This window comes from Myxococcus sp. AB025B (assembly GCF_006518215.1).
GTDB classification, from domain to species: domain Bacteria; phylum Myxococcota; class Myxococcia; order Myxococcales; family Myxococcaceae; genus Myxococcus; species Myxococcus fulvus.
Window position 1 is genome coordinate 1 of sequence record NZ_SRLW01000014.1, and the last position, 14,067, is coordinate 14,067.

A 14,067-nucleotide genomic window follows, 5' to 3' on the forward strand; every position below is an offset into this window, starting at 1 on the left:
CTTCACCGTCGCCTTCGCCGTCTCGCCCTTGGGCGCCTCCTTCTTCGCCGCCGCCGCGGCGCCGGCGCAGAAGGAGGCGCCCAAGGGCGAGACGGCGAAGGCGACGGTGAAGGACGCGCAGGGCAAGGACGTGGGCGAAATCACCTTCGAGCAGGCCAAGCAGGGCGTCCTCATCAAGGGCACGCTGCACGACCTGCCCCCCGGCCAGCACGCCTTCCACATCCACGAGACGGGCAAGTGCGAGGCGCCGGAGTTCAAGACGGCCGGCGCGCACTTCAACCCGACGAAGAAGGCGCACGGGATGATGGCCCACAAGGGCAAGCACCTGGGCGACCTGCCCAACCTCTACGTGGGCCAGGACGGCAAGGTGCAGTTCGACACGTTCGCCCAGGGCGGGCTGACGGTGAAGTCGCTGTTCGACAAGGACGGCTCGGCCGTCGTCGTCCACGTCAAGGAGGACGACTACGCCACGGACCCGACCGGTGACGCCGGCGGTCGCCTGGCGTGCGGCGTGGTGGAGAAGCAGTAGCGGCCCGATTCACCCGGTGACGCGCCCGTCTGGCATTGCTGGCCGGACGGGCGAGTCCCAGAGCGGCCCCTCTTCAGGGCACGGGCTTCGCGACGGCGGCGGGCGCCTTCTTCACGGGCGTGAAGCGCAGGTCCTGGAAGTCGAAGCTGAAGTCGGTGAGCGGTGAGACGGGCTGCATGCGCATCTCCCCCACCGCGCCGTCGGGCTTGAGCGAGAAGGACACGAACGCGTCCGCGTTGAGCGAGCGGTCCTTCCAGCGCGCGACGAAGGTGTCGTATTGCCAGTGCTCCACCTCCCCCACGAGGCCCGGCGTCCGGCTGAAGCGCAGCACCAGCTTGTCCGCCTCCCGCGTCAGCGTCACGTCGCCGTACCACGCGTCGCGGAACGTGCCGGTGTACGCGTCGAGCGGGAGCGACGGCTTGCTCTGGGCGTTGCGGCTGCCGCGGAGCCCCGCCACCTGGGCCTCCGCCTTGGCGCGCTTCGCGTCGTCATCCGCCTTGAACGCGGCCACCCAGTCCGTGGCGGGCCCCCCCATGAAGGCGTCCAGCACCGTCCACATCGGCGCCTCGATGGCCCCGCGCTCCTCCTGGTTCGTCAGCACCGCGACGCCCAGGTTCAGCTCCGGCACCAGCATCACCCGCGAGTAGTAGCCCGGCAGCGCGCCGCCGTGGCCCACCAGCTTGTGGCCCTTGTAGTCGCGCAAGGACCAGCCCAGCGCGTACGCGGCGAAGTTCGCGCGCAGCCCGGCGAGCGGCTTGGAGGGCTCGGTGACGTTCATCACCGTCTGCGCCGCCCACATCTCCTTCGACTGCGCCTCGCTGAACAGCCGCTTCTTGCCGTCGGTCCCCGGAATCACGCCCAGCGCCAGCTGCGTCAGCATCCACTTGGACAGGTCATTGACGCTGGAGTTGATGGCCGCCGCGGGCGCGTTGTTCTCGAAGCCCATGGGCGAGATGGCCTTGAGCACGCCGTCCGCCTTCGCGTGCGGCGTGGCCACGTTGGCGCTCACGCGCAGCGCCTTGAAGAGCGTGCTGCTGTCGCGCATGCCCACCGGCACGAAGATGCGCTCACGCACGAAGTCACGCCAGTGCCGGCCGCTCACCTTCTCGATGACCTTGCCCGCCACGAGGTAGAGGATGTTGTCGTACGCGTACTTGCTGCGGAAGCTCGACGCCGGGGGCAGGTGGCGCAGCTTGGAGACAATCTCGTCCTCGGTGAAGGTGGACTGCGGGAAGTAGAGCAGATCCCCCGCGCCCAGCCCCAGCCCGCTGCGGTGCACGAGCAGGTCTCGAATCGTCAGCTCGCGCGTGACGTACGCATCGTGCATCTGGAACGACGGCAGGTGGTCCACCACGCGGTCGTCCCACTGCAGCTTGCCCTCCTCGACGAGCATCGCCAGCGCCGCCGCCGTGAAGGCCTTGCTGTTGGAGGCGATGCCGAACAGCGTGTCCGCCGTCACTGGCGTCTTGTCCCCGAGCTTGCGCACGCCATAGCCCTTGGACAGCACCACCTTGCCGTCCTTCACCACGGCCACGGCGATGCCGGGCACGTCGAAGGTCTTCATCGCCTTCTCGAGGGTGGCGTCGAAGTCGGCGGGCAGCGACTGCGCGAAGGCCGGGGACAGGGGAAGGACGATGAGGAGTAGCGCGAGGACGTGACGCAAGAAGGGCTCCAGGCAGGGGCTCGAAGTCCCCTCTCTACCGCACCTGGCGAACACGCCCCAGCCGCCCTTGTTCCGGGCCCGTGCGTCAGACGTAGCCGAAGCGGCGCCGCGCGAACCACTCCGCGCCGAGCAGCCCGATGAGGGCCACCAGGTAGTACCAGCGGTCCCACAGCGGCTGGTCCTTGGCGCGGCCCACCTCCACCACGGGCGGGTCCAACAGCGGAACATCCGGCAGGCTGTCCTGGGGCAGCTTGTACGCCTTGCCGCCCGTCACCTTGGCCACCTGCTCCATCAGCTCCGGCCGCACCGACGCGTCCGACAGCTCCGGCCCCACGGCGCGCACCGCCACCGCGTCCTCGCCCTGGCCCAGCTCCGTCTCGCCCTTCTTCGCCGTGGCGAGCAGCTTGCACGGTCCCGGCTCCGGCGGCGCGAACTCCAGCCGCACCACGCCGTCCGGCCCCGTCGCCCCCGTCTGCACCGCCACCGGCTTCTGCGCGGCCACGGAGAACAGCTCCACGCGCACCTGCGCGTCCTGCGCCGGCTGGTAGTCCGCGCTGCGCGCCTGCACCACCACCGCCACCGGGCGCCCCGGCTCCACCGAGGGCGGGTCCGCTGTCACCTTCAGCGTCGTCAGGTCCGGGTCCCTCACCAGCCAGCGCAGCGCGTTGCCCCAGAAGCGGTCATACGCGCGGCTGGGCGAGCCATCCCGGTGCGCCGCGAAGGCCCAGTACCACGACGCATCCGTGGCCATCACCAGCGCGCGCCCCCGGCCGTAGTCCCACACGGCGACGAGCGGCGCGTTCTTCCCGTCCGAGGTGAGATGCGGATGCTCCAGCAACACGGTGGCGCCCTGCCGCGCGCGCGTCAGGTTGATGCCGGGGATGGGGGGCAGCTCGCCCCACGCGGCCTCGGTGCTGGAGGCGCCGGTGCCGATGGCCGTCACCGGGTGGCGCAGGCCCTCCGGCGTCAGGCGCGCGGTGAACGCGTCCAGGTTGGCGGGGCCCGCGGCGGCCACGGGCAGCGCGTCCATCAGCGTGGGCATGGTGGCGCGGCCCTCGCCCAGCACGCTGTCGCCGCCAATCATCACGAAGGCGCCGCCGTTGTGGATGTAGCGCTCCAGGTTGCGCTCGTACTCGGCGATGGACAGCGACGGGTCCGAGTGTCCGAAGTTCTGGAAGATGACGACGTCGAAGGTGTCCAGCTTCGTGTCGAAGATCTCCTCCATGGGGAACGGGATGAGCGACAGCTCCCGGTCATTCGACGTCCCCGGGTCGTCCGACAGCGTGCGCAGGATGTAGAACGAGATGAGGTCCACGTTCGCGTCCTGCTTGAGCAGCCCGCGCAGGTAGCGCTCGTCCCACGAGGGGCGGCCCACCACCAGCAGCACGCGCACCCGGTCCCGGATGACCTTCAGCGTGAAGGAGCGGCTGTTGTTGTCCGCCACCGCCTCGTCCGGGAAGGTGGGCACCGACACCGTGTAGACGAACCGGCCCGTCTGGTCCGGCGTGAAGGTGAAGGACACCGGCTTCACGTCGTCGTTGGTTTCCAGGCGCACCGTCTTGGTGGCCACCGTCTTGCCCTCCTGACTGAGGACGATGGGAATCTCCTTGCCCCGGAAGCCCTTGCCGTGGATCTCCGCCTCCACCGTGAGCGAGTTGCGCACGAAGGCGAAGTCATCCACCTTGAGGCCTTCAATCGACAGGTCCTTGAGCGCCTCCTGGCCGACGGTGAAGGTGGACACCGGCACCCCCAGGTCCGCGAGCGCCGCGCGCGCGCGGCCCACCACGCCCGCCTTCAGCTCCGCGTTGTCCGCGCCGTCGCTGAACAGCAGCACGCCGGACAGCTTGCGAGCGCCCTGCCCCGCCCCCGCCGACGCACGCAGCGCGGCGAGCAGGTCCGTGGTGCCCGCCCGGGGCGGCTCCTTGGCGAGCGACGCGGGCGTCACCGGCGAAAGCTCCGGGTCCACGCCGTACATCTCCACCGTGAAGCGGTCCTGCAGCGCCGCGAACGCCGGGCCCGCCTTCTCCAGGAACGCGGCCACCTGCGCGTTGCGCGTGGGTCCGCCCGGCTCGGTGGGAAAGCCCATGGACGCCGAGCGGTCCACCAGCACCGCCACCCGGTTCTTCATCCGCGCCACCTGGAGGTGACGGATGCCCGGCTCCAGCAGGAAGAAGAGCGCGGCCACGCCCGCGCCCACGCGCAGGGCCCACAAGAGGATGCGACGGCCACGCGCGGGCTCGCGGCGCACGCCCCAGGCCGCCAGCCCCACGCCCAACAGCAGCCCGAGCGCGAGGAACACCAGCGCCCACGAGGGCAGCGGAGAGAGGCTGACGAGCTTCCAGGCGTTGAAGGTGGGGGAGTTCATCCAGGCTCTTGAGGTGAGGCCCTTCGCGTCAGCGCCGCTTGTTGAGGATGAGCTGCAGGTGGACGGCGTCGTCCTTGTAGTCCAGGCAGAGCGCGTACATGCAGACGTTGATGCCCAGGCGCACCGCCAGCTCGCGCTGCGGCTCGCCGCCGGGGCTCACGTCGAACTCGTAGTCGCCCGTCTCGTTGCGGCTCCACGCCCCCGCCACGTCGTTCTGCGAGTACAGCACCGCGGCGCGCTTGCCCAGGTTGGCCGCCAGGAGCTGCGGCTTGTTGAGCAGCCGCCCGGGCGCCGCGTCCAGCATGAAGAAGGACTTGAACACCACGTGCGTGGAGGGCACCTCGGTCAGCGGGCTCTGCGGCAGCACGCGCCGCAGCTCCCGGCGGAAGCTGGCGTCGAAGCCGTCCCCGTCGCTGCCGTCGTTGGCGTCCGCCAGCATGAAGCCGCCGTACGTCAGGTAGCGGCGCAGGTTGGTCACCTCCGCCTCGCTGAGCGCGGGGAACGCGCCGTCGCCGCCGAAGTACAGGAAGGGGTACTCGAAGAGGTCGGGGCTGCTCAGCGCGAATGGGCGCGCGTCCGGCACCACCTCCACCGAGGTGCGCCGCTGCAGCTCCCACGCAATCCGACGCAGGCCCGACAGCCGCCCGTCCCAGCGGCCGCCGTGCTTCGCCACCGCGGGGATGAAGCGGTTCTTCTCACCGAAGGCGCGCGCACGCCCAGACAGCAGCGGGACGAGCGCGGAGGTGCCGAGCAGGAGGTTTCGTCGGGTCAGGCGCCGCGCGGACATAGAGCGCATCTATATACCGTCGACGGGTGCTCGCATTCCCCGGTATACAGCGGGCCCATGGCGAAAGGCGGACAGACGCCCGAGCCGCCCGGCTCCCCCGAGGTCCGCGCGGCCTGGGCCCTCAAGGAGGCCGGTGACGTCGCCGGGGCCCGACGCCAGGCCGAGCGTCTGTTGGCGAGCAATCCCGCCCCCCAGGACCGCGCCCAGGCCGAGGAGCTCTTGCGCCGCACCTCCACGCCCCGGGCCCTCTACGGCTTCGCGGCCCTGGGCGCCGCCGTCTTCGTGGTGCTGCTGCTGTTGGCGCTGAAGCGCTACGCTTAAGCTACATCGTCGGCGCCCGCGCCCCTCGGGGGCGGCTCGAGCCGCGCCGCAATGCGAAGGAGTCGGAAGTCATGGAAGGCCTCCTCCAGGCACTCAGGGCCTATCAGGAGTTCAATCCGTCGGGCTGGGTCGCCATCTACCGGCTCCTGCCGATGTGGGCGGGCATCGTCTGCTGTGTCGTCGGCGTGACGCTGCTGCTGGTCGGCGGAGGCCCCCGGGTGTTCCGGGTGCTGGCCGGTCCCATCGGCGCGCTGCTGGGCCTGGTGTGGACGGGCGCGGTGGCGGTGAAGCTGGGCCTGCCGGACCTGGACCCCAGGGCGCCGTCCATCGCCGCGGGGGTGCTGCTGGTGCTGGGCTTCCTCTTCCCGCCCGCCATCACCTTCGTGGGCCTGGGCGTGCCGCTGGGCCTGGTCGCCGGGCAGATCGCCGGCCCGCAGGACTTCCTGCTCGGCTTCGCGCCGGGGTTCATCATCGGCGGGCTGGTGGGCGCGCTCTTGCACCGGGTGGTCAGCGCGCTCGTCGCCTCCGCGGCGGGCGGGTGGGTGCTCGTCATCGGCGCGCTGGCGGCGCTGCACCAGTTCGGCAGCCTGGTGGAGGCGGTGGCGAGCCGTCCCTGGGGCGTCATCGTCGCGGCGGGCATGTTCGCCATCGCGGGCTCCGTCTACCAGCTGGCCATGCGCCCCTCCCCCGAGGAGGCCGACAAGCAGCGCGCGGAGAAGGAGCGCGTGAAGCTGCGGCAGGCGGAGCAACGGGCGCTCGAGAAACGTTGGGGGGTCAAGTAGCCGGCCTCCCCCCGCCGTCGGCCGTGCTTTACCTCCACGCGGGTGGCGCGTAGATTCCGCCGCCTTTCCCCCCGGAAAACCCCCGAAGGATTGATGGGCCAGGCCAGGCGCAAGGAGAAGGAGAAGCAGGAGTCCCCCCCGGAGCCATCCGCCGGGCAGGAGCCCCTGGCTCAGGGAGCCTGGGTGAAGCCCGAGGGACTGTCGCGCCGGGGCTGGGCCGTGCTCGTCGGCCTCATCCTCGTCATCCAGTTCCCCCTCATCCACCACGTCCTCTTCCGCGGTGACGCGGAGGTGACGGCGACAATCCCCTACATCCAGGACTTCAGCGACCCGGGCGTGGTGAAGCGCGACTTCTTCACCACGGGCGGCTACTGGCGGGTGATTCAGGGCGAGCTGCTGGCGCCGGGGGTGAAGAACAACCCGCTGTGGCTGCAGGCGCCCCTGCCGGACGACGTGGCGGTGGAGCTGGACGTGCGCTCGGAGCTGCCCGAGGGCGACATCCGGGTGGAGCTCTTCGGCAACGGCGTGGACCCGGCTTCCGGCTACGTGCTGATGCAGGGCGGCCAGAACAACTCCGTGTCGGCCATCGCCCGGCTGGACTTGAACGCGCCCACGCTGGACGCGCTCCAGCGCCGCGCGCAGCGCAAGGCGGAGTCGTCGGGCGGCGCCGCGGACCTGGCTTCCGTGTTCAAGGACGACACCCGGGTGAAGGTGGAGGCGCGGGGCACGCCGGTGCAGGCGGGCCGCACGTACCACTGGCGCATCGAGCGCCGGGGCACGCTGCTCCGCTGGTCCATCGACGGGGAGCTGTTCCTGGAGCTGGATGACCCGCGCCCGCTCAAGGGGCCGGGAAACGACAGGCTGGGCCTGTCCGGCTTCGAGTCGCAGATCTTCTGGGACAACCTGCGCGTGGACACGCCGGACCGGCTGCCCGCCAAGGTCGCGGCCGCGACGCCGGCCATCCCCCCGGGTCCGTACGCGGACGACTTCGAGCGCGACACGCTCGGCGACGCGTGGAACGTCACCAACCCCACCGCGACGCGCATCGTCGACGGCGCGCTGGTGGTGGAGCAGCTCCACAACCGCCCCGTGTGGCTCAAGCGCCCTTTGCCCCGCGACGCGGTCATCGAGTTCGACGCGTGGACGGACAGCCCGCAGGGCGACATCAAGGTGGAGGCCTGGGGCGACGGCCGCTCGTTCTACGCGGGTGATTTGCGGCTGCAGTACACCGCCACCGGCTACGTGTTCATCTTCGGCGGCTGGAAGAACACCCAGTCCGCCATCGCCCGCAGGAGCGAGCACACGCCCGACCGCGCCACGCGGGATGGGGTCGCGGTGGTGCCGGGCAAGCGCCACCACTTCAAGCTGACCCGCCGCGGCGACACCCTCGCCTGGGAGCTGGACGGCCAGCCGTTCCTGACCCTCAAAGACGCCACGCCCCTCGAGGGCTCGCGCAACCAGTACTTCGGGTTCTCGGGCTGGCAGACCCGCGTCCACTTCGACAATTTGAAGATTGAGCCGCTCGCCCCCTAGCGGCCCAAGGAAAGTCACACCGTGCGCAGAGTTGGCATCTTCGGCTGGGGCGTCGTCGCCCCCCGGTCCAGGAACATCGAGGCGTTCGAGAGGAACCTCGCGTCCTCCGAGAGCTGGCTGTCCCCCTTCAACGGCTTCGGGCCGGACAACTTCCTGGTCGGTACGCCGGACTTCCAGCTGGCGGACTACAAGCCGTGGATCGACGAGCGCTTCCCCGCCAACCGCTTCTCCCAGCTGGAGCGGAAGATGGGGCAGCCGACGCAGTTCGCCATCGGCGCGTTCATCCAGTCGCTCGCGCAGAACCCGGGCCTGGAGCAGGAGCTGCAGGCGCTGGGGCCCCGCGCGCACGTCTACGTGGGCACGGGCCTGGGCGACCTGCCCACCATCCAGTCCATCTCGTTGGACCTGTACCGCGCCCAGCGCCGGTGGGACCGCTTCTGGGCGGCGCCCGAGCGCAACGCGGTGCTGCGCCAGTGGCTGGAGACGCGCGAGCCCTCCGAGGGCGTGCCGCCCGAGCCGTCCACGGTGGACGAGGGCGTGCGCGACGAGGCCGAGGACGCGTGGTGGCACTACTGGACGGGCCGCTCCACGGAGCTGCGCGAGTACCTGGCGGAGCTGCGCGACATCGAGGCCATCGGCGTGCCGGACGGCGCGGACGTGGAGTCCGCGAAGCTGGCCGTCATCAAGGAGAAGCGCACGCGCAACGCCCGGCTGCAGAAGAAGTGGAGCGCGCCGGAGCCGCCCTGGAACGCCGTGTCCTCCAACGTGCTGTGGAACATCCACAACACGCCCGCCTCGCAGATTTCGATGCTCGGCCGCATCACCGGCATGACGTTCGCGCCGGTGGCCGCGTGCTCGTCGTTCGGCTACGGGCTGAAGCTGGCGATGAACGCCCTGCAGCTGGGTGAGGCGAAGGCCGTCGTCATGGGCATGACGGACGCGGCGCCCAACCCGCTCGTCGTGGGCGGCTTCTACAACGCGCGCGTCATCTCCGCGGACGCGGCCATCTCCAAGCCCCTCACCGCCCTGCGCGGCACGCACATCGCGGGCGGCGCGGTGGTCTGGGTGCTGGGCGACTACGACTACTTCACGGCCAAGGGCTTCAAGCCCCTGGGCATGGAGCCCGTCTCGGTGGGCGTCACCGCGGACGCGGACCACATCATCACCCCGTCCAAGGAGGGCCCCACGCTGGCCATCCGCGAGGCGCTGGCCCAGGCGGGCTGCGGCCCCGCCGACGTGGGCAGCTGGGATTTGCACGCCACCGCGACGCCGGGGGACTACCTGGAGGTCCAGAACCTGCGCGACGTGATGCCGGAGTCGGTGCTCATCACCGCGCGCAAGGGCACCTTCGGCCACGGCATGTCCGCGGGCGGCGGCTGGGAGCTGACGGCGCAGTACCTGGGCTACGGGCGCGGGCAGGTGTTCCCCACGCCGCTGAAGAAGACGGAGCTCAACCAGCAGATTTCGCGCGTCCACGGCCGCTTCGTCTTCGACGAGGCCCAGGCCGCGCCCGAGGGCTGCGCGGGCAAGCTGTCCATGGGCGTGGGCGGCATCAACGCCTGCGTCATCTCCCGCCCCTGGAAGAAGTGACGCGCCGGGCGGCGCTGGGAGGGCCCCTGCCTCAGGGGTACTCGAGCGCCGCCTGCCGCGCCAGCCGGCCGGCCGCGTCGGGCTCGATGCGCCGCAAGAGCTCCAGCTCCAGTTCCAGGTCCCGCGCGTAGTTCTGCTGCGTGGGCAGCACGCCGGTGGTGTTGGCGTTGGCGCGCGCCACGGCCTGCTCCTCCTGCGCGCGGGCGGAGCCGCCCTGGGCGAGCCGCTGCTCCACGTTGCCCCCGCCGATGGCCTGCGACATCCGGTTGCCGCGCATCACCCGGAGGATGCTGCCGCCGTTGGGCAGCGTGTGGCCCTCAATCAGGAAGCGCGAGGAGGACGTGGGCCCCAGCGTGCCGCCCCCCGCGTCGCGCCACTCCGTCTCCAGCACGTAGCGGCCCGGCATCTCCTTCCAGGAGTAGCCCTCCTTCTTGAGGTGCGCCTTCACCTCCGGCCACAGGTCCGGCAGCGTGCGCTGGTAGACGTGGCTGGCCGCCTTGTCGCGCTGGTAGTTCTCCCGGAGCGAGCGGGAGCACCCCGCCAGCAGGCACAGCACGACGACGAGCAGACTGCGCATGGAGCAACCTCCGACCCACGGAGACGGGGGCGCCCAGCATAACGCCCCCACCTCTCCGCCGGGCAGCCCCCCGCCCGGGCCGGTCCGTCAGCTCTTGGGCGTGGCCACCAGGTCGAAGTCCGGGATGTGTTCGCGCATGAACTCCCGCATCCGCGCAATCAGGGCGGCCTCAATCTGGCGGGCGCGCTCGCGGCTGACGCCGTACTTGTCGCCGATGTCCTGCAAGGTCAGCGGCTCGTCGGAGGTGAGGCGGTTCTCGAAGATGAAGCGCTCCTTGCCCTCCAGCGTCCGGGAGAACTCGGCGAGCTTCTCGCGGAACAGGGCCTTGAGCTGCTCGGCGCCCAGCCGCTCGTCGGCGGGCACCGCGCCCGACGGCAGGTAGCGGTCCGCGCGCGTGGCCCGCGAGCCCTCGTCGTCCCCGCCCAGCGGCGCGTCGATGGACACCTCGTCGTGCCCCAGCCGCTGGTCCATCTCCATCACGTCCTGCTCGGAGACGTTGAGCCGCTCCGCCAGCAGCTTGGGGCTCGCCTCGAAGCCCTGGGCGATGAGCTTCTCCTGCTCCTGGCGCAGCTTGAAGAAGAGCTTGCGCTGGGCCTCGGTGGTCCCCAGCTTCACCATCTTCCAGTTGTCCATGATGTAGCGGAGGATGTACGCCCGTATCCACCAGGCCGCGTAGCTGGAGAGCTTCACGCCCCGCTCCGGGTCGTACTTCTTCACCGCCTGCATCAGCCCGATGTTCCCCTCCTGCACCAGATCCAGCAGGGACAGGGGGTTGCGGTGGTACTCGTGGGCCAGCTTCACCACCAGCCGCAGGTTGGAGGCCACCAGCCGGTACGCCGTCCTGACGTCCCCCGTCTCGCGGTAGTGCCGCGACAGGGCCAGCTCCTCCTCGCGCGTCAGCAGCGGGTGGCGCGTCACCTCCGCCATGTAGGCCTGCAGCGGGTCCCGGTTGGACAGCCCCGCCTCGCCCGCCCGGACCAGGGCCTGGGCGGGCACGGGCCGGGCCGTGGCCTCCTCCTCGGGCTCCACGTCGGTCAGCTCGGCCTCGTCCGGCTCCAGGGAATCCGGGTCTGGGGATGCCTCCACCCCGGAGTCCTCGACCTCGGCGTCGACGGTGTCCGCCCTGGCGGGGGCGCTCGCGGGCGCCCGCTTCGCCCGGCGTCCGGGCGACGTTCCTTTGGTTCTCTTCCCTCCACTCGCCATCGGCTCTCCATACCCCAAAGTGCCGCGATTGTTGCCAGAGGGTAATGCAGGGGCTATGCCCCTGCTTGATGAGCGACATCCAAGAGCCCACCGCGCCGGGCACCCCGGCCACCGACGAAGCGCCGACGCGTCCCGCCGAATACATCGCGGACATCGGCTTCGACGACATGAATCTGTCCGAGCCCCTCCGCCGCGCGCTGGCGGAGCGCGGCTACACCCACCCCACCCCTGTCCAGGCGCGCGCCTTCCGGCCCGCCATCGAGGGAAAGGACCTCATTGTCCGCAGCAAGACGGGCACGGGGAAGACGGCCGCGTTCGGCCTGCCGCTGCTGGAGAAGATTCCCGCGGATGAGAAGCGCGTGCGCGCGCTCATCCTCTGCCCCACGCGCGAGCTGGCGCTGCAGGTGGCGGAGGAGCTGACGCTCCTGGCCAGGTACAAGGGCGTGAAGGTGGCGGCCATCTACGGCGGCGCCTCCATGAAGCAGCAGGAGGACGCGCTCGAGGAGGGCACGCCCATCATCGTGGGCACGCCCGGCCGCGTGTTCGACCACATCAACCGCGGCAACCTGAAGCTGGACGGGTGCGACCACGCGGTGCTGGACGAAGCCGACGAGATGCTCAACCAGGGCTTCTACGAGGAGGTCACCCGCATCCTCGACCGCCTCCCGAAGTCGCGCCAGGTGCTGCTCTTCAGCGCCACCGTCCCCACGGACATCCAGAACCTCATCGCCCGGTACACGACGAACGCGGAGACGCTCTTGCTCTCCGGCGACGTCTTCACCGTGGAGCACATCCACCACGTCCGCTACGACGTGTCGGACGCCTTCCCCAAGCCGCGCAACCTCATCTACATCCTGGAGAAGGAGGAGCCGCCCAACGCCATCATCTTCTGCAACACGCGGGATGACACGGCGCTGGTGACGGCGGTGCTCAACCGCAACGGCTTCGACGCGGAGCTGCTCAACGGAGACCTGCCGCAGAAGGAGCGCGAGCGGGTGATGGGCAAGGTCAAGCGCGGCGAGGTGGCCTTCATGGTCGCCACGGACATCGCGGCGCGCGGCATCGACATCTCCGGGCTGGAGTACGTCATCAACTACTCGCTGCCCGAGGACCCGGCCGTCTACCTGCACCGCGTGGGCCGCACCGGCCGCATCGGCAACAAGGGCACGGCCATCAACCTCTTCTCCGGGCGCGAGCTGGCCACGTACACCGCGCTGGAGAAGAAGTACGGCATCAAGTTCGACAAGCAGGAGATGCCCGCCCCCGAGGAGGCGATGCGCCTGTGGACCGAGCGCCACGTGCGCGAGATTCAAGAGGCCGCCAGCGGCTCGGTGTTCGAGGGCTTCCTGCCCCTGGCCGCGCAGCTGAAGAACCGGCCCAACGCGGATGACCTGGTCGCGTTCCTGCTCAAGTACTTCTTCAGCCACCTGCGCATGGAGAAGGTGCAGGCGGCCCAGGAGTCCGAGCGCCAGGCGCCCGCGCCCGAGCGCAAGTCCAGCGGCGGCGAGGGCCGGCGTCGGGACCGCGAGGAGCGCGGTGGCCGGGGCGAGCGTCGTGAGCGCGAGGACCGTCGCGAGCGCGGTGAGAAGCCCATGGCGCGTCCGGAGCATCCGGACCGCGAGCGCCGTCCGCGCCGCGACGAGCCCCGGCGGGAGCGTGACTCCGGCCGTGGCGGCGCCGCCGCGCTGGAGGCGGGCCCCGGCGAGGCGAAGCTGTGGGTGAACCTGGGGACCGCGGATGGCCTGGGACCGGGCAGCATCGCCACGGCGCTGGAGGACGCGGGCGCACCCCTGGGGAAGATGGTGCGCGCGGAGCTGCGCCCCACGTTCGCGTACGTCTTCGTCGCGGAGGAGGACAGCGCCGCGTTCGAGACGCTCAACGGCAAGCAGCACGGGACGAAGACGCTGCGCGTGGAGAAGAGCAAGCCGCGCACAGAGCGGGAGCCCGGCACCCGTCCGCCCCCGTCTCCGGACGCAGGCCCCGGCGAGGTGAAGCTGTGGACCAACCTGGGCATGGACGACGGGATGGACGAGGCGAAGCTGCCCGCCGCCCTGGAGGCCGCGGGGGCTCCCGCCGGCAAGGTGCTCAAGGCGCTCTTGCGTCCCACCTACGGCTACGCCTACGTGGCCGAGGCGGACGCGGCCAGCTTCGAGGCGCTCAACGGCAGGCAGCACGGCGAGAAGGTGCTGAAGATTGAAAGGCACCGTCCGCGCGGCTCGCGCGAGGAGCGTCGCCCGCGGCACGAGTCGCTGCCGGACCTGCCGGGCCAGGTGCGCCTGTGGGTGGGCCTGGGCAAGCAGGACGGCCTGGACGAGGCGGGCGTCACCAGCGCGCTCGAGGCCGCCGGGGCTCCGGCCGGCAAGGTGGTGCGCATGGACCTGCGCCCCACGTACGCGTACGTGTTCGTCGCGGACGAGGACGCCGCGGGCTTCGAGGCGACGCACGGCAAGCAGCACGGTGAGCGCACGCTGAAGGTCGAGCGCGCTCGCAAGAAGTAGTTCGCACCGCACGGGCGTCCGGCGGGCCTTCGGGCCGGGCGTCCCGCGCGTGGGGAGCCCCAAGAGGCCCCGGGTGAGGACTCCCGGCGAGCAGGCGCCTCGCCGGAGTCGCCGCGCGACGCGGGGAGTGCGGCCTCGTCTCTTCCGAAGCGCGTCCCGTGACGGGGCAGGTGGGGCTTGGGGCCCTTTGGGCCCATCCCTCGAAGACCGCGCGGGCGG

11 protein-coding genes are annotated in these 14,067 nt (G+C 71.0%); 6 read left to right on the forward strand and 5 right to left on the reverse strand.

The window, feature by feature from the left end; translation table 11 throughout:
• Positions 1 to 28 precede the first annotated feature (28 nt).
• Positions 29 to 529: a superoxide dismutase family protein gene (locus FL311_RS03845; protein WP_228556659.1), complete on the forward strand. Its 501-nt coding sequence runs from the start codon at positions 29 to 31 to the stop codon at positions 527 to 529.
• 73 nt (positions 530 to 602) lie between these two features.
• On the opposite strand, the gene FL311_RS03850 is transcribed toward FL311_RS03845, so the two are convergent.
• From FL311_RS03850 to FL311_RS03860, 3 genes are all read right to left on the reverse strand, one after another.
• Positions 603 to 2,192 carry a serine hydrolase gene (locus tag FL311_RS03850; RefSeq protein WP_141323510.1) on the reverse strand — a complete coding sequence of 530 codons (1,590 nt, stop codon included), beginning with the start codon at positions 2,190 to 2,192 and terminating at the stop codon, positions 603 to 605.
• Between the two features lie 85 nt (positions 2,193 to 2,277).
• On the reverse strand, positions 2,278 to 4,557 hold the full coding sequence (locus tag FL311_RS03855) for a glutamine amidotransferase (RefSeq protein WP_141323512.1): 2,280 nt from the start codon (positions 4,555 to 4,557) through the stop codon (positions 2,278 to 2,280).
• Positions 4,558 to 4,585: 28 nt separating this feature from the next.
• On the reverse strand, positions 4,586 to 5,344 hold the full coding sequence (locus FL311_RS03860) for a DUF4159 domain-containing protein (RefSeq protein ID WP_141323513.1): 759 nt from the start codon (positions 5,342 to 5,344) through the stop codon (positions 4,586 to 4,588).
• Between the two features lie 57 nt (positions 5,345 to 5,401).
• Between FL311_RS03860 and FL311_RS03865 the strand changes: the two genes are divergently transcribed.
• From FL311_RS03865 to FL311_RS03880, 4 genes are all read left to right on the forward strand, one after another.
• Entirely contained in the window at positions 5,402 to 5,665 is a 264-nt protein-coding gene (locus FL311_RS03865) for a DUF2379 family protein (protein WP_141323515.1), read from the forward strand.
• 71 nt (positions 5,666 to 5,736) lie between these two features.
• Complete coding sequence (locus FL311_RS03870; RefSeq protein ID WP_141323516.1) at positions 5,737 to 6,447, forward strand: hypothetical protein; 711 nt, start codon at positions 5,737 to 5,739, stop codon at positions 6,445 to 6,447.
• Positions 6,448 to 6,540: 93 nt separating this feature from the next.
• Positions 6,541 to 7,980, forward strand: a complete 1,440-nt coding sequence (locus FL311_RS03875; RefSeq protein WP_141323518.1) for a hypothetical protein — start codon at positions 6,541 to 6,543, stop codon at positions 7,978 to 7,980.
• A 21-nt stretch (positions 7,981 to 8,001) separates the two neighbouring features.
• Positions 8,002 to 9,570: a beta-ketoacyl synthase N-terminal-like domain-containing protein gene (locus tag FL311_RS03880; protein ID WP_141323520.1), complete on the forward strand. Its 1,569-nt coding sequence runs from the start codon at positions 8,002 to 8,004 to the stop codon at positions 9,568 to 9,570.
• Positions 9,571 to 9,601: 31 nt separating this feature from the next.
• Here the strand turns inward: FL311_RS03880 and FL311_RS03885 are convergent, their stop codons facing one another.
• Together FL311_RS03885 and FL311_RS03890 are read right to left on the reverse strand one after the other, a co-directional pair.
• Positions 9,602 to 10,147 (reverse strand): hypothetical protein, encoded by a 546-nt coding sequence (locus FL311_RS03885; RefSeq protein WP_141323522.1) that lies wholly within the window; start codon positions 10,145 to 10,147, stop codon positions 9,602 to 9,604.
• Positions 10,148 to 10,234: 87 nt separating this feature from the next.
• Positions 10,235 to 11,350, reverse strand: coding sequence for an RNA polymerase factor sigma-32 (locus FL311_RS03890; RefSeq protein WP_141323523.1), 1,116 nt, complete (start codon positions 11,348 to 11,350; stop codon positions 10,235 to 10,237).
• Positions 11,351 to 11,418: 68 nt separating this feature from the next.
• Between FL311_RS03890 and FL311_RS03895 the strand changes: the two genes are divergently transcribed.
• Positions 11,419 to 13,848 (forward strand): DEAD/DEAH box helicase, encoded by a 2,430-nt coding sequence (locus FL311_RS03895; protein WP_141323525.1) that lies wholly within the window; start codon positions 11,419 to 11,421, stop codon positions 13,846 to 13,848.
• The last annotated feature ends 219 nt before the right edge of the window (positions 13,849 to 14,067 follow it).

Coding starts and splice junctions, on each gene's coding strand:
- FL311_RS03855 (WP_141323512.1), bottom strand. CDS start 4,557: ATGAACTCCCCCACCTTCAACGCCTGGAAGCTCGTCAGCCTCTCTCCG.
- FL311_RS03860 (WP_141323513.1), bottom strand. CDS start 5,344: ATGTCCGCGCGGCGCCTGACCCGACGAAACCTCCTGCTCGGCACCTCC.
- FL311_RS03865 (WP_141323515.1), top strand. CDS start 5,402: ATGGCGAAAGGCGGACAGACGCCCGAGCCGCCCGGCTCCCCCGAGGTC.
- FL311_RS03870 (WP_141323516.1), top strand. CDS start 5,737: ATGGAAGGCCTCCTCCAGGCACTCAGGGCCTATCAGGAGTTCAATCCG.
- FL311_RS03875 (WP_141323518.1), top strand. CDS start 6,541: ATGGGCCAGGCCAGGCGCAAGGAGAAGGAGAAGCAGGAGTCCCCCCCG.
- FL311_RS03885 (WP_141323522.1), bottom strand. CDS start 10,147: ATGCGCAGTCTGCTCGTCGTCGTGCTGTGCCTGCTGGCGGGGTGCTCC.
- FL311_RS03890 (WP_141323523.1), bottom strand. CDS start 11,350: ATGGCGAGTGGAGGGAAGAGAACCAAAGGAACGTCGCCCGGACGCCGG.
- FL311_RS03895 (WP_141323525.1), top strand. CDS start 11,419: ATGAGCGACATCCAAGAGCCCACCGCGCCGGGCACCCCGGCCACCGAC.